Below are 23,782 nucleotides of genomic sequence, written 5' to 3' on the forward strand. Positions count from 1 at the left end.
GACTCCAGACAGAAAATGGGATCAGCGGTTGACGGCCTTGGCCGGCACCAAGAACACCAGCAGCGCGCCGAATACGACCGTTGCCGAGATGAAGAGCAGCCCCGCGGTGGATTTGCCGGTCAGATCGTTGAGATAGCCGACGATAGCCGGGGAGAAGAAGCCCGCGAGGTTTGCCACACAGTTCACAGCGGCAATGCCAGCCGCCGCCGACATGCCACCCAGCATGGCGGTGGGCAGCGCCCAGAACTGGGACGACGAAGCCATGATTCCGGCTGCAGCGATACACAGGCAGACGATGGCTGCGGTCACGCTGCCGAGCAACGGGAGCGCCGCGAATCCCACGGCAGCTACCAGCATGGGAATGGCGAGGTGAAACCTGCGTTCGCGGCGACGGTCTGCGGACAGGCCGATCAGCGGCAACGCAACGATGGCGCACAGATACGGCACCGCCGTCAGCATGCCCACCCAGACCGGATCGGCCACACCGGTCTTGCGGATGATGGTAGGCAGCCAGAACGTCAGGCCATACTGTCCCAACACCACGCAGAAGTAGATCGCGGACATCAGCCAGAGACGACGGTCGGCCATGAAGGCGCGGATCGACACGTGCTGCACCTTCTGCGCGTTGTCGCCTTCAACGTTGCGTTGCAGCAGCGCCTTCTCCTGGTCGGTCAGCCACTTTGCGCCCTGGATACCGTTGTCGAGGTAGAACAGGATCGCCACGCCCAGCATCAGCGACGGCAATGCCTCGATCAGGAACAGCCATTTCCAGCCGGCCAGGTCGTGCGCGCCATGGAAGGCATGCATGATCCAGCCCGACAGCGGCCCGCCGACGATCCCTGCGAGCGGGATGGCCATGAAGAAGAGCGACAGCGCCTTGGCACGGCGTTCCGACGGAAACCAGTACGTGAGGTAAAGGATCACGCCTGGCGCGAAGCCAGCTTCGGCCACGCCGAGCAGGAAGCGCAACACGTAAAACTGCGTAGGGGTACTGACGAACGCAAAGCCCGCCGAGATAACAGCCCAAGTCAGCATGATGCGCGCCAGCCAGTTACGTGCACCGACCTTGTGGAGTATCACGTTGCTCGGGACTTCGAAGATGAAGTAGCCAAGGAAGAAGATGCCCGCGCCCAGGCCGTAGATGGTTTCGCTGAACTGGAGGTCATTGAGCATCTGCAGCTTGGCAAAACCCACATTCACGCGATCCAGGTATGCGCCGAGATAGCACAGCATCAGGAATGGAATCAGGCGCCGCATCACCTTGCCATAGGTGCGCGATTCGAACGACGCCTGAGCGGCGTGCGGCATCACTGCGTCAGCCCCAACGGGCGACGCTGCGTATTTGGTCTTCATGGAATGTCTCCTGCCGGTGCCCCGGGTGGTCCCGGGTGCGTTGACATGTTAGGCGCGGCCCGCGGCCGCGTGGCTTCAATGGATCAGCATGCCGCCATTGACATCGAGCGTGATGCCCGTCAGGTAGGAAGAGAGATCGCTGACCAGGAACAGGCAAGCGTTGGCGACATCACCTGCGTCACCAAGACGGCCGAGAGGAATGCCCTTGATGATGTCCGCGCGCATCTCCGGCGTCAGCTTGTCGCCGGTGATGTCTGTCTGAATCAGGCCAGGCGTGATGGCATTCACGCGGATGCGATCGCCGCCGAACTCACGGGCCATGGCCTTGGCCAACCCCAGCACGCCGGCCTTGGCCGCACTGTAGTGCGGACCGCCGAAGATGCCCCCGCCTCGCTGGGCGGACACCGACGACATGCACACGATGCTGCCGCGCTTCTGTTCCTTCATCTGCGGCAGCACTGCCTGCGACATGTAGAGCGTGCCACGCAGGTTGACATCGACCACGGCGTCGAAATTGACGGCGCCGATGTCGAGCGTGCGGATCGGCTGAGTAATACCGGCATTGTTGATCAGGCCGTCGATCTGCCCGTATCGGGCAATCGTGGCGTGGACAGCAGCGTCGCATGACGCCTTGTCCGTCACATCACAGCGCAGGCCAAGGTGGCCTTCGCCCAGATCCGCCGCGGCATCTTGTGCGGCGCCAAGCTGCAGGTCGACGATCACAACCTTGGCACCCTGTTCGGCCAACGCGCGGGCCGTGGCCTTGCCAATACCGCGCGGCGAAGCCGCACCCGTGACGATCACCACCTTGTTCTGGACCAGCATCTCGTGTCTCCTTTGTTTCGACTTGACGATGGATCCAGTGTTGTCTGGCGCAGGGCGCCGATCAACGCATTCGGGCTCAACTATCGTTGAGAAATTTTCAGATATCGAGGGTTGCGGAGCAGAGCGAAAACCCTAAGTACTCCGCTAGATCGCCACGCCTTCCTGTGGCCGGCCGACTTCGCGGTCCAGCCACGACAGGAAGCGCGCTACCCGAGGCAGGTCGGCGTTCTGAGCGGGGTACACCACGTGATGGCTGGCGACTTCCACCGTGTATTGGGCTTCGAACACTGGCACCAATGCTCCCTTGCGCAACAGCACGGACGCCAGCAAGGAGCTTTCGAGTGCGACGCCAAGACCGAGCGCGGCGGTTTCCAACGACATGTAGGAACGGTCGAACGAGAAATCGAAAGTCTTCTGCGCACCCGCCACACCATGGCGCGCGAACCACTGGTGCCAGCGCACCAGCGGCGTCTCCGAATGGATGAGCCGATGTCCGATCAGCGCCGATGGATCTTTCACCGGATGCTTGCGCAGATAGTCCGGTGAGGCCAGCGGCAGTATGCGTTCGTTGCGCAACGTCCTGACTTCCGTATCACGCCAGTGCGCGTGGCCGTGCCGCACATCCACATCGTAAAAGCCGGCCGTGAACGAGACATCCTCGTACGAGCACGACAGGTTCAACTGGATGTCACCGTTGTCCGCCTGGAACGATGCAAGCCTGGGCAGCAGCCACATCAGCCCGAAACTCGGGCTGGTATGCACGCGCAGGATTTCAATGGCAGACGGCGTGGCGGCACGTTCCGTGGCGCGGTTCAGCTCCGCGATGACGCCCGTCACATCCCGTAGATACTGTTCACCGACTGGCGTGAGAACCAGACCACGCCCCTGCCGGAAGAACAGCGGCTGACCGATGACATCCTCCAGGTTTCCAAGCTGGTGGCTCACCGCGGAGGCAGTCAGCCCCAGTTCCTCCGCGGCCTTGCCCACGCTCTTGTTGCGGGCAACGCTTTCGAAGGCCATGATCGACTTCATGGGTGGGATGCGCATGGGAGGCCGGGACAAAGTTGCGATCGCTCATTATGCCGCCCGCTGCGTGGCGCCGTGGTGCCGCATCCCGTCAGTGTGTCAGTTCGATGTCCGGCAACGCCGCTGCACCGGTTTCACGGATCAATGCCACGAACTCCGCGATATAGGGACGGGTGTCGCTGGCCGGCAGGGTTGCCGCCCAGATCTCTGACATCAACCCGTCGCGAGTCAGTGGTTTGGCAGTGACGTACTGCCTCTGCAGGTAGTTCTGCACGGCCCAGCGTGGCAACACCGCGATACCACGCCGGGTGGCCACCAGCATCAGGATGGCGACGGTCAACTCCGTGGTGCGGCGTGTCGGTGTGATACCCGCAGGACGCAGCAATTGATGCACCACGTCCAAGGCATCTTCCTCCACGGGGTACGTAATCAGCGTCTCATGACGAAAGTCCTCGGCGTCCAGATACGCCTTTGCGGCCAGCGGATGATCGTTCGCGACTAGCCCCACCATCCGATAGCGGAACAGCGGACGATAGTCGACGCCGGCTTCCGCGTCATTGCATGAAACGATTGCCAGATCCGCATCCCCACGATGCAGCAGCCCCACCGGGTCTGACTGATACCCAGACACCAGATCGACCTCGACCTCGGGCCAGCGGGCGCGGAAGGCGTCCACGGCGGGCATCAACCAGTCGAAGCAGGTGTGGCACTCAATCGCGATGCGCAATGTCCCGGTGGTGCCCTTTGCCAGACGCACGAGATCGCGGGTCGTCTGGTGCAGGATCGGAATGACCTTGTCCGCAGTTTCCAGCAGTCGTCTGCCGGCCGGCGTAAAGGTCACTGGCGTGGACTTCCGCACAAAAAGCGGCACCCCATAAAAGTCTTCGAGGCTCTTGATGTGATGCGACAGCGCGCCCTGCGTCAGCCGCAACCAGGTGGCTGCTTTCGACACACTACCGCTGTCGCGAAGCGCAACCAGGGTCTGCAGATGGCGGATGTCTATCGGAATGCGGTCCATTAGAAAATTTGAGATTCAGGCGTAAATTTATTCGTTTGAATAATAAACCTGCGCTGCGCATACTGCCAGCCTCAGTGTGCAATCCGGATCTACGGCCCAACCATGCGGCAACAAGTCTTCCTGCTGGCCATCGCGCAAGCGCTATTTCAAACCGCGTCTGTCCTTGTCATGACTGTCGGCGCGCTTGCAGGCAGCCAGATCACATCTGTACCGATGTTGGCCACGCTACCCGTGGCAACCATGTTTCTGGGCACCGCAGCGGTGATGTTCCCGGCTTCGGCGTGGATGGCCCGGATCGGGCGCCGCAAGGGTTTCATCGCCGGTGCCACAAGCGGACTGATCGGCGGCTTGGTAGCCGCGTATGGCGTGCTATCGGGATCGCTGCCGATGCTGGCGTTGGGCACGTTCCTCGTCGGGGCTTACTAGGCTTTCGCCCAGTTCTACCGGTTTGCAGCCAGCGAAGTGGCGACCGAGGCGTTCCGTCCACGGGCCATCGCACTGGTGATGGCGGGCGGGGTAGTCGCCGCCCTGCTCGGCCCTGCGCTGGCGAGGTTCGGCGGCACGATGCTGCCCGTCATGTACGCTGGATCGTTCGTGCTGCTCTCAGCGGTTTCCGCCGTGGCCATCGGCGTGCTGGGTTTCCTGCATATGCCGCCGGACATCGCAACGCGTGAGGTGGGCGCCACCGCCGCGCGTACGTGGCGCCAGATCGTTCGCCAACCGGCCTATCTGGTGGCGCTGTTCGGCGCCGCGACTGGCTACGGGATCATGATCCTGGCCATGACAGCGACGCCGCTCGCCATGATCCACCATCATCATGCGATCAGCGATGCGGCAACTGTCATTCAGTTCCATGTGCTGGGCATGTTCCTGCCCTCTTTCGTCACCGGCACGTTAATCGCGCGGTTTGGCGCCATCCGCGTGATGCTGGCCGGCGTCTGCTTGCTTTCGACTCATGTGTTTGCCACCTGGACCGGCACGGGATTCGCATCGTTCGCAGGTGCGCTCGTACTACTCGGCGTAGGCTGGAACTTCCTGTTCATCGGCGGCACCAGCCTCTTGACCGAGACCTACTCGGCCGCCGAGAAGAGCAGAGCCCAAGCGACTAACGACATGACCATTTTTGCCGTCGGACTGTCGTGCTCGTTCGGCGCGGGAGGCTTGCTGAGAGAACTCGGCTGGCAGACAATGAATCTCCTGCTATTACCGTGGCTTGGCGCAGCGGCACTTGCACTGCTCTGGTTGGCCGCGCAGCGGCGCAAGGGCTGGCACGGGCGCCCGTCGGGTGACTGGCTCAGGATTGAACAGGCTGACGAGGGCGTTGCACTCCGCCAGGACACACTCAAAACGCCATGACCGAACGATCGCACTGGGAAGATGTCTACGAGCACAAGGCGGCCGACCAAGTGAGCTGGTATGCGCCGCACCTGTACACCTCGCTGGATTACATTCGCGCCGCAAGCCCGTCGACTGCTGCCCGCGTGCTGGACATTGGCGGTGGTGAATCGACACTCGTGGATGACCTGCTCGACAACGGCTACAGCGATGTTTCGGTCAACGACATTTCCGAAAAAGCGCTTGATGTCTGCCGCATGCGTCTGGGCCCCCGCGCCGGCCAGGTTCATTGGCTGGCAGGCGACGTACTCAAGCTCGACCTTCCTGCCAACCACTTCGATGTCTGGCATGATCGCGCCGTATTCCATTTCCTGACGGACCCTGCACAGCGCATCGAGTATGTGGAACAAGTGATGCGCGCACTTCGACAAGGCGGGTGGGCCATCGTCGGATCGTTTGGCGAAAACGGCCCTGCGCAATGCAGCGGCCTGCCAGTCCAACGGTACTCCGCCGAAGCGCTGCACAGCCAGTTTGGCGATTCGTTCGAACTCGTGGAACACAAAACCGAGTACCACCGTACCCCATGGGGTAGTTCCCAGGAGTTCGTCTATTGCCTGTGTCGCAAGTCGGCTTCCTAGCGAATCCCACCTGCTCGCCAAGCCGTATCAACACCATTACTTGGCAGCAACCTTGTACGTTGACGCGGATTCGACGGCTTGCGTGACGAATGGCAGGGTCATGGGATTGCCGATTTCCTTGTGGAATGCCACCCATAACTCCAGCGCAGGCACATCCCGATCCGCCAGCCGGCGATACATCACGCCCTTGATCGGCTGCGCTGCTGCCGATGCCGGCACCAGCGACACAGCAATGCCGGCTGCCACCATGGACATCATGGCGTGGTGGCGGGCGGCGTCGTGCATGCGCGCTGGCACCACATTGTGTTCGGCGAGCCAGGTCATCATCAGATCGTGGGCGTACTGGCCGAAGCGCCGCTCCAGCGTGGCCAGGCTCTGACCATCCAGATCGCGCGCGTAAACCTTGCGCTGCGTCGCCAGCGGATGATCGACGGGAACGGCCAGCACGTACGGTTCCGACATCAGGCGCCGTGCCTGCAAGCGAGGGTCCGTGACGGGTGGCCGCAGGATGGCGACATCGAGTTCGTTGCGCAGCAGTGCCTCGATCATCGCTTCGGAACTGATTTCGCGTAGCGAGTAGAGGACGCCGGGGACACGCGCCGAGAACCGTCGCAGGATGTCCGGTACGAGTTCGATGGCCGAGATCGCCGTCAGACCAATGCCGAGGTGGCCTACGTCCTCGCCGCGGTTGGCCTGCATCACCATCTGACGTGCGCGATGCTCGATGTCGAACAGCTTCTCCGCCTCGGCGCGCAATACCTGCCCGGCTGGCGTCAGCCGCACGCTGCGCTTGGTCCGCTCGAACAGCTGCGCTCCGAGTTGCGCCTCGAGCTGCTTGATCTGCAGGCTCAACGGAGGCTGCGTCATGTTGAGCCTGCGCGCGGCCCGCGTGAAATTGAGTTCGTCGGCCAGCACCAGGAACGAGGTCAGGACGCGGAGTTCGATGGGGTTGTACATATACAGGAACTGTATAAATCAGATACAGAAGTAATATTGGAAATATAACTCGCCTCGTCGCAGAATGCCTTCACCCGGCCACCCACGAGCCGCGGCAATCCGACAAGGCGCGAGACATGACCATCCAGCATCCCATTGACGACCGCTTTCCGGCGCTCCTCCGCAGTGGTCAGCCTCTGCGCGGCATCTTCACCGCATTGCCCAGTCCCGCCATCGTTGAAATGTGCGCCTATGCCGGCTTCACATTCGTCATCATCGACAACGAACACGGCGCAGCCGACTTCGAGACCACCGAGCACATGCTCCGCGCAGCGCGGGGCAGTGGCATCATCCCCGTCGTGCGCTGCTTCCTGGAAGACATCCCGCGTGTGCTGGACATGGGCGCCAGTGGCGTGCAAATACCCATGATCGAGACAGCCGACGATGCGCGCGAACTGGTGCAACGCGTGCGCTATCCCTCCATCGGCCGACGCGGCAGTGCGTTCAGTGGACGGGCGGCAGGCTACGGCGCCTTTCCCGGCGCGGCACACACGACGCGCAGCAACGCGGGCGTGGCCATCATCGCCATGATCGAAACCCCAACGGGCATCGAGAATGCCGAAGCCATCGCAGCCGTGGACGGTATCGACGCCGTGTTCGTTGGCCCCAACGATCTGGCGCATGCAATGGGCTACGGCAACGATTGGAAAGCCCCTGCCGTGGCGGCCGCCATCGAACAAGCGCTGCGTGCCATCCAGGCGCAGGACAAATGCGCGGGAATCATTGCGCTCACCCCCGAGGACGAACGGCACTACGGCGCATTCGGCGCCCGCTACTTCGCCACGGTCGCCACCAGCCTGATCACGCAGGCGTTCCGCCAGGCCGCGCAAGGCGGGGACGCCGGACGGCCACAGTATTGACGGGCAAACCCCTTCAACACCTTCCTATAACAAGATGGAGACTGATCATGAAAACCCTGGGCCGTCGTGCCGTATGCATTGTCCTGGCAATGGCCGGAATGTCGCTGGCGACAGTTGCAACAGGCGTCCGGGCCGATACCTGGCCTAGCAAGCCCATCAAGCTCGTCGTGCCGTTCTCGCCGGGCGGCGTGACGGATGCCACGGCGCGTATCGTGGCCGAAGGCTTGTCGAAGCGGCTGGGGCAGCCGGTGGTTATCGACAACAAGCCGGGGGTGTCCGGCATCCTGGGCACGCAGTTGGCTGCACGGGCCGAGCCGGACGGGTACACGATCATCGAAGGCACGATCACCACGCATGCGGTGAATCCATTCTTCTACAAGAAGCTCAACTATGACCCGTTGAAAGACTTCATCGCGGTGAACCTGGTCGGCACGGTCAGCAACGTGCTGGTCGTAGCCAACGAGAGTCCCTACAAGTCAGTCGAGCAAATTGTTGCTGCACTCAAGGCCAAGCCCGGTTCGCTGACATTTGGCACGGCAGGACCGGGAAGCTCGCAGCAGTTGTCGGGGCAGCTATTCCAGAGCATCACCGGCACGCAGCTGCAGCAGATCTCCTACAAAGGTGGCGCCGCAGCGATGACCGACTTGATCGGCGGCCAGATCGATCTGGTATTCGAGACAGTGGCCGCAGCCAAGCCGATGCTCGACGGCAAACGCGTGCGAGCCATTGGCGTGTCATCCAAACATCCGCTGCCGGGCTTGCCGGGCATCCAGCCGCTGGCCGACCAGGGTCTCAAGGGTTTCGAGATGCAGTCGTGGCAGGGAATCTTCGTGCCGGCTGGCACGCCGAAGCCAATCGTCGAGCGGTTGTCCGCCGAGATTTCCGCGGTCGTCAACACGCCTGCTGTGCTGCAGCGGCTGCGCGCGCTCGGCGTGGAACCTGACGCGATGACCCCTTCCACCTTTTCCGCTTTTCAGAAGGCGGAGATAGCAAAGTGGGGCAAGGTCACGCGAGAAGCGGGTGTGCACCCGGAGTGACGCGTGAAAGGCTGGCCGGATAGCGCTACCATCCTCGAATATTTCAGGAGAGGAAATGACCGCTTCAAAGGTTGCCTTGATTACTGCCGGTGGCTCCGGCCAGGGCGCAGCAGCCGCGCGCCGGCTCGCACAGGACGGATACCACGTTGCCGTGTTGTCCTCATCCGGCAAGGGCGAAGCCCTTGGCAAAGAGCTGGGCGGTATCGGTGTCACCGGATCGAACCAGTCCAATGACGATGTTCGGCGCCTGGTGGACCTGGCCATGGATAAGTGGGGGCGGATCGACGCGCTGGTGAATTCCGCCGGACACGGCCCCCGAGGCCCGGTACTCGACATCACCGACGAGGATTGGCACATCGGCATGGATGTGTACTTTCTCAGCGCGGTCCGTGCCATCCGTCTGGTGACGCCTTTCATGGAAGCACAAGGCCGCGGTGCGATCGTCAACATCACCAGCGCGTGGACGTTCGAACCGGCATCGATGTTTCCGACATCCGCCGTGTTCCGCGCCGGTCTGGCCAGCTTTACGAAGCTGTTCGCCGACGCCTATGCGCCGAAGAACATCCGCATCAACAACGTGCTGCCCGGATGGATCGACAGCCTTCCCGAGGTCGATGCGCGCAGGGAGTCCGTACCGATGGGACGATATGGCACCGCCGAGGAAGTGGCCGCGACCATATCGTTCCTGTTGTCCGAGGGCGCGGGGTACATCACGGGCCAGAACATCCGCATCGACGGTGGACTCATGCGTTCGGTCTGAGCCGGCCACTCGGTCAGGCTCTCAGTCGGCCCGGATGTTCGACTCCCGGATGACCTTGGCCCACCGCCCCACCTCCTCGTCAATCTGCGTGCGGGCCTGGTCCGGTGTCGTGTAGACCGGCACGACACCCTGGCCAATCAGCGCGGCCTTGACCTCCGGCAGGGCCATGATGTCTTTCAGCGAGGCGCTCAGCTTGCCGATGACCGGCGGCGGCGTGCCTGCAGGCGCCAGCAGGCCGAACATCGAACTGACTTCGAACCCCGATAGCCCCGCCTCACCTGCCGTGGGGACATCGGGCAGCACGCGCTGGGGCGTGGCCGAAGCCAGCGCACGCAACCGGCCACCCTTGATGAGCGACTGGGTGGCGGGCAGCGTATCGAAGACCACGTCCACCTGCCCACCCATCAAGTCGTTCAGCGCGGGACTGCTGCCCTTGTATGGCACGTGGGTGAGGCCGACACCGGCCTGGCGCTTGAACAGTTCCGCCGCAAGATGCTGCGGTGAACCATTGCCCGACGACCCATAGTTCAAACCGCCAGGCTTCGCCTTTGCCGTACCGATGAAGTCGGCCAGCGTCTTGCCCTTGAACGAAGGCCCGACCGCCACGACCAACGGCACGCGCCCCACCACCGCAACGGGCGCAAAGCTCTTGTCCATCGTGAAACCTGCGGACGCCGGCAACAACACGCTGTTGATGGCGTGACTGGTCAGCGCGCCCAACATCAGCGTGTAGCCATCGGGCTTCTCTCGCGCCACATAGGCAGCACCCAGGTTGCCTGCGGCGCCAGCCTTGTTCTCCACCACGACCGGCTGCCCGAGCGAAACCGTCAGTCTTTGCGCCACCACGCGAGCGATGACATCCGTCGCACCTCCTGGGGTGTAGGGCACCACCAGTTTGATGGGCTTCTCCGGATAGTCGGCCCTTGCCAGCGCAGGAAACGCGATGGTGCTGGCCAGGGCAACGGCCCCTGCCAGCAGTTGTCGACGGTGAATACCGCCTGATTTAGATGGTCGATGCATAGGATCTCCTTCCATGTCGTTATGTATAGAAGCGCACTCGGCCAGGCGCCGAGGCTAGGCCGAATCCTAGTCAACCATATTATTAATAATATAGGTGATATCACTGACGACAATCTGAGGGGACATGGGCTATGCTTCAGTCCAACGAAACATCAGGTGCGAGCCTGTCCCCAGTACCAGCAGGAAACCCCATGCCCAACGAAGACCAAGACCGCAAAGGCGCCGCCTCGCGCCATGACATCGCTCCCGAAGCCGCAGCCACCGGCATATCGAAGGGCCTCACCAACTACGGCGACCGCGGTTTTTCGCTGTTCCTGCGCAAGGCGTTCATCAAAGGCGCGGGCTACACCGATGCCGCGCTGGATCGTCCTGTCATCGGCATCGTCAACACCGGCAGCGCTTACAACCCCTGCCATGGCAACGCGCCGCAACTGATCGAGGCCGTGAAGCGCGGCGTGATGCTGGCGGGCGGCCTGCCGATGGACTTCCCGACGATTTCCATTCACGAGAGTTTCTCGGCGCCCACGAGCATGTATCTGCGCAACCTGATGTCGATGGACACCGAGGAGATGATTCGCGCGCAGCCGATGGATGCCGTGGTGCTGATCGGCGGTTGCGACAAGACCGTGCCTGCCCAGTTGATGGGCGCGGCCTCCGCCGGTATCCCTGCCATTCAACTGATCACGGGATCGATGCTGACCGGCTCGCACCGCAGCGAACGTGTAGGCGCCTGCACGGATTGCCGACGCTACTGGGGCAAGTTCCGCGCGGAGGAAATCGATGCGGAAGAGATCTCGGACGTGAACAATCAGTTGGTGGCCAGCGTTGGGACCTGCTCGGTCATGGGCACGGCCAGCACGATGGCTTGCATTGCCGAGGCACTTGGGATGACCGTGCCGGGTGGTGCGTCCCCGCCAGCCGTGACAGCCGACCGCATCCGCGTGGCAGAGCAGACGGGAACCGAAGCGGTCCGCATTGCGAAGGAGCGGCTGACCATCGACAAGATCCTCACCCCCGCTGCCTTTGAAAACGCGATGCGGGTGCTTCTGGCGATTGGCGGCTCGACGAATGGCATCGTGCACCTGGCAGCCATCGCAGGGCGCATGGGTTATGACATCGATCTGGCCGCCCTGGACCGGATGGGGCGCGATACGCCGGTGCTGCTGGACCTGAAACCTTCCGGCGATCACTACATGGAGGACTTCCACCATGCCGGGGGCATGGCAACGCTGCTGCGCGAGTTGAAGCCGCTGCTCAAGCTCGATGCGTTAACGGTGACGGGCCGTACGCTGGGCGAAGAAATCGAACGAGCCGGCCCGGGGTTCCAGCAGGACGTTGTGCGTTCGCGCGACAACCCCATCTATCCGCAAGGTGGCATCGCCGTGCTGCAAGGAAATCTTGCGCCCGGTGGCGCGATCATCAAGCAGTCGGCCGCGCATCCGAAGCTCATGGAGCATGAGGGTCGTGCGGTGGTTTTCGAGAACGCCGAGGATCTGGCAAACCGCATCGACAGCGATGATCTCGATGTCACCGCCGACGACATCCTCGTATTGAAGAACATCGGCCCGAAGGGTGCGCCCGGAATGCCCGAGGCAGGCTACATCCCCATTCCGCGCAAACTGGCGCGGGCCGGCGTCAAGGATATCGTGCGGATTTCGGATGGCCGCATGAGCGGTACGGCCTTCGGCACCATCGTGCTGCACGTCACACCGGAAGCCGCGATTGGCGGTCCGCTGGCTCAGGTCCGGAACGGCGACCGCATTCGCCTGTCCGTAGCGCGACGGGAGTTGACGCTGGATGTCAGCGACGAAGAACTGGCCCGGCGGCAGCAGGAAAACCCGGTGACCGTACCCACTGCGGATCGTGGTTATCGCAAGCTGTTTCTCACCAGCGTGAACCAGGCGGATCAGGGCGTGGACTTTGATTTCCTGCGAGCGGTGGAAGCGCGAGGGAAAGTACCGGGCAAGGCAGAGTAACCTCGCGACGCTTGGGGCATCGAAAAATAGGTCAAAATGACGGCTTTCCTTCCGCTACGTCATCCTGTGCCGGGCCATTGGCCCGGCGCGACTCGCCCGATGTCCATCTCCGACACGCTGAGCGCCGCCATCGAAACGGGCGGTGAAGCCTCTCCTACAACGCTGGATGTGCTGAGCGGCATGGTTGCCGCCCTTGAGGAAGACATCGTCTTCGGCCGGCTTCATCCGCGAGAGCGGTTGGTCGAAGACGACCTGATGGTCAGGTTCAACGTCAAACGTCACGTCGTACGCGATGCGTTGGCCGCCATGGATCGCATGGGACTGATCGAGCGGCGCAAGAATGTGGGCGCGCTCGTCCGATCCTTCTCGGCTCAGGAGGTCAAGGAACTGTACGAAGTCCGGACCATGCTGGAGACCGAAGCGGCCAGGCGCATCGATATGGAACGCGTCCCTTCACGCATCGAGCATCTGATTGCCATCCAGAAGCAACACGATGCCGCCGTCGCAGCAGGCGATGCGCGCACCGTGTTCCGCGTCAACCTGGCCTTCCACCGCGAACTCTTCGGCCTTTGCAGCAACCAGACGCTGCAAAAGGCGATTGCCGAGTTTGCGCGACAGACGCACCCGATCCGCTTTGCCTCGCTCGTGTCTGCCGAGTATCGCGAGCGCGCGCAGAAGGAACACTGGCAAATGATCGCAGCGCTGCAGAAGGGAGATATCGATGCCTTGGTGTCCCTCTGCGCCGCGCATCTCTTGCCCTCCCGCGACGCTTATCTGCAGGCGCAGCAATATCGGCTGTAACGCGCCGCAGGCAGTCAATCGAGGCTGATGTTGGCCTCCTTCGCCACACCCTTCCACTGCGGTGCCAGACCCGATGTCCATCCGGCCACATTGATGACGTCGCCCATCATCGCGTTCATTCCAGGCTGCGCGCGCTGGGGCTCGTCTGACCATCGTCAATCATCATGCGGACGGCGCATAGGCCAGCCGCGTGAACGCCCCTATGCTTCGCTCCAGGAAGCGCGCACCCAAGTGCGCTTCGTCACTGGAGAAAGCAAATGGCAAAGCTCATCGCGCTATACAAGACGCCCGCCGACACGGCCGAGTTCGATTCCCACTACTTCACCCGACACATCCCCATCGCCAAGACGATGCCCGGCCTGCGCAGCTACGAGGTCAACGACGGGCCCATCGGAGGGGATGGTCCGTTCCATTTGGCAGCGATACTGAGCTTCGATTCGATGGCAGACCTTCAGGCATCGCTTGCTTCTCCAGAAGGTGCTGCCGCAGTGGCTGACCTGGCAAACTTCGCACAGGCCGGGATGGAGTTGCTGATTTTCGAGACGAAGGAAGTGTAGATACTCCTTCGCCAAGAATCTCATCCACTTCCACGCGCCATGCGCTCCAGATCCACCAGCGCGTCATACTCGTCGCCGCTCAGGATCTTGAGTGCGATGGCCGCTTCACGTGCGGCCATGCCATGTGTCTTCGCGTAGGCCACGATGCGTGCCGCCTGGTCGTAACCGATGTGCGGATTCAGCGCGGTAGCGGCAAGCAGCGGGCTGTCGAGTTGCCGCGCCAGCCGCTCGCGGTCCGGTTCCAGCCCTGGAATCACGCGCTCCGCCACGGTGCGCGCGCTGTCGGCCAGTACACGGATCGACTGCAGCACGTTGTGGATCAGCACTGGTTTCGCCACATTCAGTTCGAAGCTGCCCGATGCCCCCGCCATCGTGACGGTGACGTGATTGCCAGCGACTTGCATGCCGGCCTGCACCATCACCTCCAGGATGGTGGGATTCCGCTTTCCCGGCATGATGGATGAGGTCAGGCCGTCATCGGGCATCAGCAGTTCGCCGATTCCGCAGTGTGGCCCGGAACTCATCCATCGCAGGTCGTTCGCAATCTTGATGAACGAGACCGCGATGACGTTCAGCACGCCGGACAGCTCCAGCAACGCATCGTGCGCGGCCATGCCCTCCACCTTGCACGGGTTCGGGCGGAATGGCAGTCCAGTCAGGCGGCTCGCCTCCGCGCAGAATGCTTCCGCGAATCCTGCGGGAGCGTTGAGTCCCGTACCCGCCGCCGTGCCGCCTTGCGGGAGCGACAGCAGGCGCGGCATCGTGGCTTCCACGCGTTCGATGCCATGCCCGACCTGCGCCGCGAACCCCTCGAAGCTGCGGCCCAGCGTAGTGGGCACCGCATCCATCAGATGGGTGCGCGCCAGTTTGAGGATGTCCGCGAACGCCACCGCGCGTGATTGCAGGCTATCGCGCAGGGCAGCCAATGCAGGCAGCAACCGATCCTCGATTTCGAGCACGGCGCTCAGGTGCATCACGGTCGGAAAGCTGTCATTGGACGACTGCGAACGATTGACGTGATCGTTGGGATGGATCGGACGCTTGGTGCCGAGCGGTTCGCCCAGACGCTCGTTAGCGCGATTGGCGATGACCTCGTTGGCATTCATGTTGGTCTGTGTGCCGGACCCGGTCTGCCATATCGTCAGCGGAAAGTGCGCATCGAATGCACCGCTGCGCACCTCGGCCGCTGCCGCAACAATCGCCTGCGCCATATCGGCGTCGAGTTGGCCGCACTGCAAATTGGCAACTGCCGCCGACATCTTGTGCAGCCCGAATGCATGGATCAGGCACTCGGGAAGCCGCTCGGTGCCGATATCGAACACGGCCAGCGCGCGCTGGGTCTGGGCACCCCAGTACCGGTCAGCAGGAATATCCACTGGCCCAAAGGCGTCGTGCTCTGTGCGCGTCATCGTCATCGTTCAATCCAGCGAGATGTTCGCCTTGGCTGCCAGCACCTTCCAGCGCGCCACTTCGGTTTCCGTGTGCTTTCCCAGCGCACTGGCCGTGTACTTGTCAGCCGGCAGCATCTGGATAGCCTGGGCGGATAGTCGATCCGTGAATGCCTTGTCGTTCATGACTTTCAGGTAGGCCGCCTGCACCTTGTCGATCACCGGCTGCGGCGTGCCCTTCGGTGCGTAGATGCCGTACCACGTAGCGGCCTCGAAGCCAGGGACCACGGTTTCAGCCAGGGTCGGCACATCCTTGAGTTGGGACACGCGCGTGGCGGATGTCACCGCCAGCGGGCGCACCTTCGCTTCCGTGATCTGCGGCAACGCGGTGTTGGTCTGGTCGAACATGCCATCGACCTGACCGCCAATCACATCGATCAGCGCCGGTCCTGCGCCCTTGTACGGCACCAGCGATACCTTGATGCCCGCCGCCGACGCGAACATCGCCGCGATGAGGTGGGACGTCGAGCCCATGCCCGCATTGCTGATGAACAGCTTGCCGGGATTCTGCTTGCCGTACTCGACCAGCGCCTTCACGTCCTTGGCAGGATGGTCCTTGCGCACCATCAGCACCATCGGCGTGTCCGGGAAGCGAAACACCGGCGCGAAATCCTTCACCGGGTCGTAGGGCAGCTTCTTGTACAGCGCGGGTGCGGCGCCCATGTAACCCATATGGCCCACCAGCATCGTGTAGCCATCTGCCTGTGCGCGCGCAGCCTTGGTCGCGCCAACGGTGCCGCCCGCTCCAGGCGAGTTGTCGATGATGATCGACTGCCCCACCTCGCGTGACACGCGCTCGGCGATATTGCGCGCCAGTGCATCGGTGGGACCACCCGCCGCGAACGGCACGATCCATGTGATCGGCTTGTTGGGCCACGCCTGTGCGTGGGCCGACGTAGCGGCAGCAAGCGTAACGACGGCCAGTGCGGCGCGCACAAAGGGAGTGAAGGGTTGCATGGGTTGTCTCCTGCCTGAATTTTTTATGAAATGGGATTAGCGGGCCGTGGCGCGCGCCAGCGGTATGCCGCTGGAATGCGGGCCGACCTGATCGGCGTCCTCGCCCAGCAGGTTGCCGTCGTCGAGTGCGGCATCGGCCTGCGCGGTATTCGGATACAGCTCCGGGTATAGATGACGTTTCGCAGTGTCGGCATCGAACGTGCCGGACCACTTGGCTACCACCACCGTCGCCACGCTGTTGCCGATGGTGTTGCAGGTGGAGATCGCCATCGACAGGAAACGGTAGACGCCAAAGATCACCGCAAGCCCTTCCACCGGCAACACGCCCGTCGAGGTCACCGTGGCGGCGAACACGACGAAGGAACCACCGGAGACCGTTGCAGCCCCCTTCGACGTCAGCAGCATCAGCACCAGAATGCCAAGCTGATGATCGAGCGACAACGGCACACCGTAGGCGTGGGAGATGAACATCACCCCCATCGCCATGAAGATGGAAGTGCCATCAAGGTTGAAGGCATAACCCGTGGGCAGCACCAGTCCAACCGTTTGCTTGGCGCAGCCCAGGCGTTGCAGCTTGATCAGCAGGCGAGGCAGCGCACTCTCCGACGATGCCGTGCCCAGCACGATCAGGATCTCGTCCTTGATGTAACGCAGGAATCGCCACAGGCTGAACCCTGCCAGTCGCGCCACAAGGCCGAGCACCACGGCAATGAACACGATCACCACGGCATAGAAGCTCAGCACGAACTCGGCCAGCGCCAGCAGCACGGCGGAGCCGTTGCTGCCCACGGAGTAGGCCACTGCGCCAAACGTGCCGATCGGCGCGAGCTTCATCACGAGATTGATGAACGAGAACAGCACCTCGGAGATGTTGTCGAGCCCTTCATTGATCTTGACGCGACGTGTCTCGGGAATGGCCAGGATGCCGATACCGACCATCACGGCCAGCACCACGACCTGCAGCAGTTCGCCCTTGGCGAATGCGCCCACGAAGTTGTCCGGCACGATATGCGCCATGAACTCCAGGAAGCCCTGCGGTGCAGCCGCCTTGACCACTGGCGCCGCACTGGCCGCGCCAACGCTGCTCATGCCCTTGCCGATCTCCAGCAGGTTTCCAGCCACCATGCCGATGATCAGCGCGATGGTGGAGATCACCTCGAAGTAGAGAATGGATCGCCAGCCCACGCGCCCCGCACTCTTGACGTCGCCCGCCGAAGCAATGCCATGGACGATGGTCAGGAATACCAGCGGCGCGACGCCGGCCTTGATGAGCGACAGGAACATGTCGCCCAGCAGCTTGAGCTTGGCCGCGAATGCCGGAAACGCGAAGCCCACCGCGATGCCGAGTATCAGCGACACCAGCACCTGCATGCCAAGGCGGCGATACCAGGGCAGGCGCCTGGGTGTTGGAACGTCTGGAATCTGTGTGGATGCGGTATTCATGTCTGTCTCCTCTGGACGGGTAGCCGAATGCCGGCCCTCAGGCCACTTCGCCAGACAGCGCGATGGCGCGATCCACCATTTGCGGTGCCAGGCCCAGATAGTTCACCGGGTCCACCATGTGTTCGATGGCCGCACGGTCGAAGTGCTGCGTGACAGCGGGCAATGCGAGCAGTGCTTCGGCCAGCGTGCCGCCCTTCTCGTTCACGGTGCGGCAAGCGTCGTAGACCACGTCGTGCGCCTGCTGGCGGCCGATATGGGGCGCCATGCGCATCATCACGGCCTCGGCCACGATCAAACCCTTGGAAATGCCGAGGTTCTGCGCCATGCGCGGCACATCGACGATCAGGCCGCCCAGCGCGAATTTCGCTTGATGCAGTGCGCCGGCAGTCAGGATGAAACTCTCGGGAATGGCGATCCACTCGGCATGCCACGGGCCGGTGGCGCGCTCGAAGTCCTGCACCATGGCATCCACCATCAGCCCGGCGTGCTGGCGCACGGCCTTGGATGCGGCAAGCATCAGTTCGCTCGAAATCGGGTTGCGCTTCTGCGGCATGGTGCTGCTGGCGCCCCGCCCCTTCACGAAAGGCTCGTAGACCTCCGCGAATTCCGTGGAGGCCATGATCATGATGTCGAGCGCAATCTTGCCGAGCGATCCGGTGATCAGCGCCAGCAGGTTCACGGCTTCGGCAAACCCGTCACGTGCTACGTGCCAGGTGGTTGCCGGCACCCCAAGATCCAGTTCCTGAGCCAGCGCACGCTGCACGTCGAACCCCTTGTCACCCAGCGACGCCAACGTGCCGGCAGCACCGGCAAACTCCACCACGGCCACGCGCGGGCGCAGTTCGGCCAGTCGCTGTTGATGGCGATCGAACATCGCCAGCCAGATCGCCACCTTGTAGCCGAACGTCACCGGCAGCGCTTGCTGCAAGTGGGTACGGCCAGCCATCGGGGTATCGCGATGCTTCACGGCGAGGTCGGCCAGGATGCGGCGCAGCTCGCGGATATCGGCATCGATGCTGTCGAGCGCATCGCGCACCTGCAGCGCCACGGCGGTGTCCATGATGTCCTGCGTGGTGGCACCCCAGTGGACGTAGCGACCGGCTTCACCGCACATTTCCACCAGTTGATGCACCAGCGGCAGGATCGGATAGCCGACAATGTCGGTTTCCTCGCGCATGTGGTCGAAGTCGATCCGCTCGATGCGCGATTCCCGGGCGATGGCTTCGGCGGCATCCGCGGGAATGACGCCGACGCGGGCCTCGGCCTTGGCCAGGGCGACTTCGACGTCGATGTATCGCTGGACCAGCGCGCCGTCCGAGAAAATCTCGCGCATGGCCTTGGTGCCGAAGGCATCTCGGAACAACGCGGAATCGACAACGGTGCTGGCGGCGGGAATCGTGTAGTTGGGCATGGTGCGACCTTGTGGCAATCGTGCAGAAATTCGTATATGTTCGAACATATACGCCATTAAATATGTTCGAACATATTTGAGAAATCAGTGTTAACCCTGAAATGGTGCACGTGCAGTGAAAGGGCCAATGAGCAAGACAAATTCCGCAGAGATCAGCCGCGCGCTGCTGGACGGCATCACCACGGGCCGTTTCCCGGTAGGCGCCCTGCTGCCTACCGAGTTCGAGCTATGCGAGCAATTCCAGGCCAGCCGCTACACGATTCGGGCGGTGTTGCAGGAGTTGCAGGACATGGGGCTGGTGTCGCGCCGCAAGAACGTGGGCACGCGCGTGGAGGCCACCCGGCCGAAAGCCGTGTTCAAGCCGACATTGGCGTCGGTGGAAGACCTGATGCAGTTTGGTGAAGCGCACCGCCGCGTGGTGCAGTCGGTGGAGACTGTGACCGCGCCAGCCGAAGTGGCAGCCGACCTGGGCGGCGCACCCGATACGCAGTGGCTGCGCATTTCCAGCGTCCGGCTGGACGATGGTGACAGTGCTGCGCCGATGGCGTGGACCGACATCTATGTCGATGCCAGCTATGCCGATATCGGAGCCACTGTGCGTGATACACCCGACGTGCTGGTCAGCTCATTGATCGAATCACGTCATGGCCGCCCGATTGCGGAGATCGAACAGGAGGTGCGCGCCTCGACGCTGCAGGATGCGCGCATTGGCGATGCGCTTGGGCTCGAACTGGGCGCGCCGGTCCTGAAGATCGTGCGTCGCTATTTCGATGAGGCCGGTGAAACGTTCGAGGTATCCGTAACGATCCATCCGGCAGAGACGTTCTCGGTCACCACGCGCATGAAGCGCACCGCGGGGTAACCCGCGCCGATGGCCTCGGCGCGGACTCGGGCCAACGTCAGAACGCCGAGCGCACCACCCCGCCATCGGCACGCAATGCCGCGCCATTGGTGGCCGCCGATGCGGGCGAGCAGACATAGACGACCAGGTTCGCCACTTCCTCCGGTGTGATAAAGCGCTTCAGCAGCGACGAGGGACGAGCCTGTTCGAAAAACTGCTTCTGGAAGGCTTCGAACGACTGGCCACCGGACAGCTTCTCCACAAAATCGCTGACGCCTTCCGAGCTTGTCGGTCCTGGCAGCACGGCATTCACCGTGACACCCGTGCCCGCGCACGATTCCGCCAAGCCGCGCGAGATGGCTAGCTGTGCGGTCTTGGTCATGCCGTAGTGGATCATCTCGACGGGAATCTGAACGCCGCTCTCGCTGCTGATAAATACGATGCGTCCCCAGTTTTTCTTCTTCATCGCAGGCAGGTAGGCGCGCGACAGCCGTACACCAGACATGACATTGACGTCGAAGAACATCTGCCAGTCAGCGTCGGGGATGTCCTCGAACGGCTTGGGGTCGAACATCCCGAGGTTGTTGACGAGGATGTCGACCGTGGGAAACTTTGCGACCAAACCTTCCACGCCTGCAACGGTCGACAGGTCGCCTGCATAGCCGTGCACGCGCGCGTTGGGCACCGTGGCCGCCAGTTTATCGAGCGCCTCGGCCACGGAACGATCCGATCGCCCGTTCAGGATGACTTCCGCGCCTTCGCGTGCCAGTCCTGCCGCGATGGCAAATCCGATACCCTTGCTCGATCCGCTGACCAGCGCCAACTTGCCTTGAAGTTGATAGTCCATATCCATCCTTTCTGTGCGGCGATGGGACAGGACACATGGCCTTTCCGCGTTCGGTCCGCTTGATTTGCCTGATGCGTCAGGCCGCCAAATGCGTCACTACTGAAGCACAACCATCGATCACGCTAGCCACCATGCGGCGACGCGGACTCCAGTCCGCCCAGGCAGAGCGTGAACAATCCCAGCCTGCCTCTGACACCGAGCGTGCGATAGATGCTGGCAACACACGTCAGCACCTCGCGCTGGTTCATGCCTGTCCGATCCGCAATCTGCGCTTCGGATGCCGACGTCAATAATAGAAAAAGCACATCGCGTTCGGAAGACGCCAATGCGTCCACCACGGTATCGGGCAGTAGCAAGCCGCAGCGATTGTGGTGCAGGTCCGTGACATCCTGGGCGATGCCGAGTCGTAGCTGGTTGGCTTCCAGCCATCGCGCGGACCATCGGAAATGAACATCGGCACCACTGCGGTGCTGATAGCGGTTTTCGAATCCCTCGCGACGCTTGCCGGCCAGGACTTGTTGGGCCTCGTTCAGCGTCTTTGTACGATCGCCCGGGACCACGAGATCAAGGATGGGAAGACCAATGAGGTCGGACGCCGCAAAACCCAGCGTGGCCGAGCAGTTCCGGTTGACGTACTGAATCTTCCCGGAGGCATCTACCAGGAAGACATTCTGGATCGAACGATCCGCGATCTCGAGCAGCGACGATTCGCCTGAAAGATCCGCCATACCCCGGTCAGGTCAGAAATTGAGTAATGGCGATATTACACAGAATGATTCGGTATCAGAACCGCCGCACGATATTTGATGCGCCGTTCACCGCACAGCAACACCCCGACAGATATCTATCGTTGAAACGTCTTGCAGATCAGATGGAAGCGAAGTGCATTTGCATTTCGAACGCGCGTTTCTAGGCTGGAGCCATTGCCCGGACCCGCATCCACATGTCCCGCGTGCAAGAACAAGAAACAACAAATGGGGGGCCTGCGATGACAACGCGCACGGCAGCAGACACCACCTCGCCAAACCGGATTGCGATCGTTTCGATGATCCTTCTGGTCTGGCTCACGGCCTTCCACTCCATTCCCGCCCTCGCCGCCAAGGAATATGCGCCGGTGGGCGGAGGCGGCGACTCCAGTGCCCGGGATGTATGCCCTGCCGGCCAGTTCCTGATTGGCATGCGCGTGCGTTCGGGTGCGTGGATAGATCAGATGTCGATTACCTGCGGCGCCATCAACCCTGACGGTTCGATCGGCACGCAGTCGAATGGGCCAACGCGCGGCGGAAATGGGGGCGGCCCCTCTCAAGGTACGTGCGGCGCCGGCAAAATCGTGTCGGGCCTCGGCATGTTATTCACTGAGGGGAATCGTCAGGTCCTGACCATCGATCTGAATTGCCGCTCCACCACTGGCCCGGATCGCAGCAATTTCAGGCTCGGTCAGGAGCCTCCGGGATTTTCCCGTTTCCCCACCGAGATTCAGCCGTGCCCGAACGGCGAGGCGGCCGTCGGTGTGCAAGGTCGATACGGCCGGCACGTCAATGCGTTGGGATTGATTTGCGGCACTTTCGCGCAGGTGGTTCCCGGTACAGGACCTGGGACCGGATCAACCGGGTCGACCGGAACAGGATGCGCGGGCCTGTCCGGCGACGACCTGGAAATGTGCACCGAGCACAATACCTATCGCGCCAGGCACGGCGTGGCGCCATTGACGTGGTCGACCGAACTGGCCAATAACGCGAAGGCATGGGTGGCCGGCTGTCACAAGGCCAAGAACGCCAACAACGACGAGTATTTCTGCCACCAGAGTCCGCGCGGATGTGGGACCGATCCCAATTATCGTTATGGCGAGAATCTCTCGTTCGGCTGGCCCAGCCGCACCGCGAAGGAAGCTGCCCGGCAGTGGTATTGCGAGAGCAATGTTTACAACTTCGACAACCCCTCCCCGAAACTGGCGGGGGAAGACGATTCGGGATCGGTATTCGGAGACGCCTGCAACCCTGCGAACAACCCCAAGAAAGTGACTGGCCATTTTACTCAGGTGATATGGCGCGCGACCACGAAGCTGGGCTGCGCCAAGAACACCTGCTCGCAGGGTCAGACGCAAGGCACGCTCTGGGCCTGCGAATATGACCCGACCGGAAATTTCAATGCCGCAGAACCTGGCGTGCTGGCGCAGAACGTGCCGAAACCGATCCAGGGACTGGCCCCGATGATGGCGTTGGGCCGAAGCACCTCGCCCCAGACGAACACGTCCATCATCTCGGACGTCGATCTCTATGACATCCCAGGCGGCGTCGGTCGGGTAATCGGCATCCTCAGACAAGGCCAGATCCTGCGCCTCTACGAATGCAAGGCCGACGACTGGTGCCGCGTCGAGGGAGGCTGGGTCTGGGGATCGTTCCTCGTGCGCAGCCACATTCACTAGCCGCGCAGCCGTTCACTCTGGCTGCGGATTCGCCCCGATCCGCTCGAATTGCGCAAACTGGCCGACCAGCTCGCCCTTACCGACGGACCTTCCTGCGAGGTGACCGAACGCATGGCCGCCTGACCTCCGCGCTTCGACACCTGAAAGTACGTTTCACATTGCGGGATTTGCGCCGGATTTCTCCGGCGCGATGTTTTCGTGGCCTGAA

General features: G+C 62.4%; 23 protein-coding genes. 11 read left to right on the forward strand and 12 right to left on the reverse strand.

Annotated features, from left to right (window positions below; genetic code table 11):
* Nucleotides 1–21: 21 nt before the first annotated feature.
* From FFS21_RS02975 to FFS21_RS02990, 4 genes are all read right to left on the reverse strand, one after another.
* Entirely contained in the window at nt 22–1,353 is a 1,332-nt protein-coding gene (locus tag FFS21_RS02975) for an MFS transporter (RefSeq protein ID WP_137923451.1), read from the reverse strand.
* Between the two features lie 75 nt (nt 1,354–1,428).
* The gene (locus tag FFS21_RS02980; RefSeq protein ID WP_137923452.1) at nt 1,429–2,178 is read right to left on the reverse strand and encodes an SDR family NAD(P)-dependent oxidoreductase; all 750 of its coding nucleotides are present in this window, start codon (nt 2,176–2,178) and stop codon (nt 1,429–1,431) included.
* 144 nt (nt 2,179–2,322) lie between these two features.
* Nucleotides 2,323–3,225, reverse strand: coding sequence for a LysR substrate-binding domain-containing protein (locus FFS21_RS02985; protein ID WP_137923453.1), 903 nt, complete (start codon nt 3,223–3,225; stop codon nt 2,323–2,325).
* A 70-nt stretch (nt 3,226–3,295) separates the two neighbouring features.
* Nucleotides 3,296–4,222, reverse strand: a complete 927-nt coding sequence (locus FFS21_RS02990; protein ID WP_137923454.1) for a LysR family transcriptional regulator — start codon at nt 4,220–4,222, stop codon at nt 3,296–3,298.
* A gap of 102 nt (nt 4,223–4,324) precedes the next feature.
* On the opposite strand from FFS21_RS02990, the gene FFS21_RS32185 reads away from it, so the two are divergent.
* From FFS21_RS32185 to FFS21_RS03000, 3 genes are read left to right on the forward strand one after another with little or no spacing between them, the layout of a single operon-like run.
* Nucleotides 4,325–4,648, forward strand: a complete 324-nt coding sequence (locus FFS21_RS32185) for a hypothetical protein (RefSeq protein WP_212745207.1) — start codon at nt 4,325–4,327, stop codon at nt 4,646–4,648.
* 36 nt (nt 4,649–4,684) lie between these two features.
* Nucleotides 4,685–5,578 carry an MFS transporter gene (locus FFS21_RS02995; protein WP_212745208.1) on the forward strand — a complete coding sequence of 298 codons (894 nt, stop codon included), beginning with the start codon at nt 4,685–4,687 and terminating at the stop codon, nt 5,576–5,578.
* Nucleotides 5,575–6,195: a class I SAM-dependent methyltransferase gene (locus FFS21_RS03000; protein WP_137923455.1), complete on the forward strand. Its 621-nt coding sequence runs from the start codon at nt 5,575–5,577 to the stop codon at nt 6,193–6,195. Before FFS21_RS02995 ends, FFS21_RS03000 begins: the two co-directional genes overlap by 4 nt.
* Before the next feature lie 36 nt (nt 6,196–6,231).
* Here FFS21_RS03000 and FFS21_RS03005 read toward each other — a convergent pair whose 3' ends face one another.
* Nucleotides 6,232–7,152: a LysR substrate-binding domain-containing protein gene (locus FFS21_RS03005; protein WP_137923456.1), complete on the reverse strand. Its 921-nt coding sequence runs from the start codon at nt 7,150–7,152 to the stop codon at nt 6,232–6,234.
* A 116-nt stretch (nt 7,153–7,268) separates the two neighbouring features.
* Between FFS21_RS03005 and FFS21_RS03010 the strand changes: the two genes are divergently transcribed.
* Genes FFS21_RS03010 through FFS21_RS03020 form a run of 3 tightly spaced genes read left to right on the forward strand, consistent with a single transcriptional unit; the run spans nt 7,269 to nt 9,848 of the window.
* Entirely contained in the window at nt 7,269–8,051 is a 783-nt protein-coding gene (locus FFS21_RS03010) for an HpcH/HpaI aldolase family protein (RefSeq protein ID WP_137923457.1), read from the forward strand.
* A gap of 47 nt (nt 8,052–8,098) precedes the next feature.
* Nucleotides 8,099–9,088, forward strand: coding sequence for a Bug family tripartite tricarboxylate transporter substrate binding protein (locus FFS21_RS03015; RefSeq protein WP_137923458.1), 990 nt, complete (start codon nt 8,099–8,101; stop codon nt 9,086–9,088).
* Between the two features lie 55 nt (nt 9,089–9,143).
* A complete protein-coding gene (locus tag FFS21_RS03020; protein ID WP_137923459.1) occupies nt 9,144–9,848 on the forward strand; it encodes an SDR family oxidoreductase in 705 nt (234 codons plus the stop codon).
* A gap of 21 nt (nt 9,849–9,869) precedes the next feature.
* Here FFS21_RS03020 and FFS21_RS03025 read toward each other — a convergent pair whose 3' ends face one another.
* Entirely contained in the window at nt 9,870–10,868 is a 999-nt protein-coding gene (locus FFS21_RS03025) for a Bug family tripartite tricarboxylate transporter substrate binding protein (protein ID WP_249359080.1), read from the reverse strand.
* Nucleotides 10,869–11,059: 191 nt separating this feature from the next.
* Here FFS21_RS03025 and FFS21_RS03030 point away from each other — a divergent pair, with 191 nt between their 5' ends.
* The 3 genes from FFS21_RS03030 to FFS21_RS03040 all read left to right on the forward strand — a co-directional run bounded on the left by FFS21_RS03030 (nt 11,060) and on the right by FFS21_RS03040 (nt 14,202).
* Complete coding sequence (locus FFS21_RS03030; protein ID WP_137923461.1) at nt 11,060–12,844, forward strand: IlvD/Edd family dehydratase; 1,785 nt, start codon at nt 11,060–11,062, stop codon at nt 12,842–12,844.
* A gap of 180 nt (nt 12,845–13,024) precedes the next feature.
* A complete protein-coding gene (locus FFS21_RS03035; protein WP_137923525.1) occupies nt 13,025–13,645 on the forward strand; it encodes a GntR family transcriptional regulator in 621 nt (206 codons plus the stop codon).
* Nucleotides 13,646–13,902: 257 nt separating this feature from the next.
* Nucleotides 13,903–14,202: an EthD family reductase gene (locus FFS21_RS03040; protein WP_137923462.1), complete on the forward strand. Its 300-nt coding sequence runs from the start codon at nt 13,903–13,905 to the stop codon at nt 14,200–14,202.
* A gap of 20 nt (nt 14,203–14,222) precedes the next feature.
* Here the strand turns inward: FFS21_RS03040 and FFS21_RS03045 are convergent, their stop codons facing one another.
* Genes FFS21_RS03045 through pcaB form a run of 4 tightly spaced genes read right to left on the reverse strand, consistent with a single transcriptional unit; the run spans nt 14,223 to nt 19,461 of the window.
* Complete coding sequence (locus FFS21_RS03045) at nt 14,223–15,617, reverse strand: class II fumarate hydratase (protein WP_137923463.1); 1,395 nt, start codon at nt 15,615–15,617, stop codon at nt 14,223–14,225.
* 3 nt (nt 15,618–15,620) lie between these two features.
* Entirely contained in the window at nt 15,621–16,607 is a 987-nt protein-coding gene (locus FFS21_RS03050) for a tripartite tricarboxylate transporter substrate binding protein BugD (protein ID WP_137923464.1), read from the reverse strand.
* A 36-nt stretch (nt 16,608–16,643) separates the two neighbouring features.
* Nucleotides 16,644–18,050, reverse strand: a complete 1,407-nt coding sequence (locus FFS21_RS03055; protein WP_137923465.1) for a cation:dicarboxylate symporter family transporter — start codon at nt 18,048–18,050, stop codon at nt 16,644–16,646.
* Between the two features lie 37 nt (nt 18,051–18,087).
* Complete coding sequence (pcaB, locus tag FFS21_RS03060) at nt 18,088–19,461, reverse strand: 3-carboxy-cis,cis-muconate cycloisomerase (protein ID WP_137923466.1); 1,374 nt, start codon at nt 19,459–19,461, stop codon at nt 18,088–18,090.
* A 127-nt stretch (nt 19,462–19,588) separates the two neighbouring features.
* Between pcaB and FFS21_RS03065 the strand changes: the two genes are divergently transcribed.
* Nucleotides 19,589–20,323 (forward strand): GntR family transcriptional regulator, encoded by a 735-nt coding sequence (locus FFS21_RS03065; protein WP_137923467.1) that lies wholly within the window; start codon nt 19,589–19,591, stop codon nt 20,321–20,323.
* A gap of 37 nt (nt 20,324–20,360) precedes the next feature.
* Here the strand turns inward: FFS21_RS03065 and FFS21_RS03070 are convergent, their stop codons facing one another.
* On the reverse strand, nt 20,361–21,149 hold the full coding sequence (locus FFS21_RS03070) for an SDR family NAD(P)-dependent oxidoreductase (RefSeq protein ID WP_137923468.1): 789 nt from the start codon (nt 21,147–21,149) through the stop codon (nt 20,361–20,363).
* A gap of 122 nt (nt 21,150–21,271) precedes the next feature.
* Nucleotides 21,272–21,877: a PAS domain S-box protein gene (locus tag FFS21_RS03075; protein ID WP_137923469.1), complete on the reverse strand. Its 606-nt coding sequence runs from the start codon at nt 21,875–21,877 to the stop codon at nt 21,272–21,274.
* Nucleotides 21,878–22,137: 260 nt separating this feature from the next.
* Here FFS21_RS03075 and FFS21_RS03080 point away from each other — a divergent pair, with 260 nt between their 5' ends.
* On the forward strand, nt 22,138–23,574 hold the full coding sequence (locus FFS21_RS03080; RefSeq protein WP_171020312.1) for a CAP domain-containing protein: 1,437 nt from the start codon (nt 22,138–22,140) through the stop codon (nt 23,572–23,574).
* Nucleotides 23,575–23,782 lie beyond the last annotated feature (208 nt).

The organism is Cupriavidus sp. 2SB (assembly GCF_005503625.1).
Taxonomy (GTDB): Bacteria; Pseudomonadota; Gammaproteobacteria; order Burkholderiales; family Burkholderiaceae; genus Cupriavidus.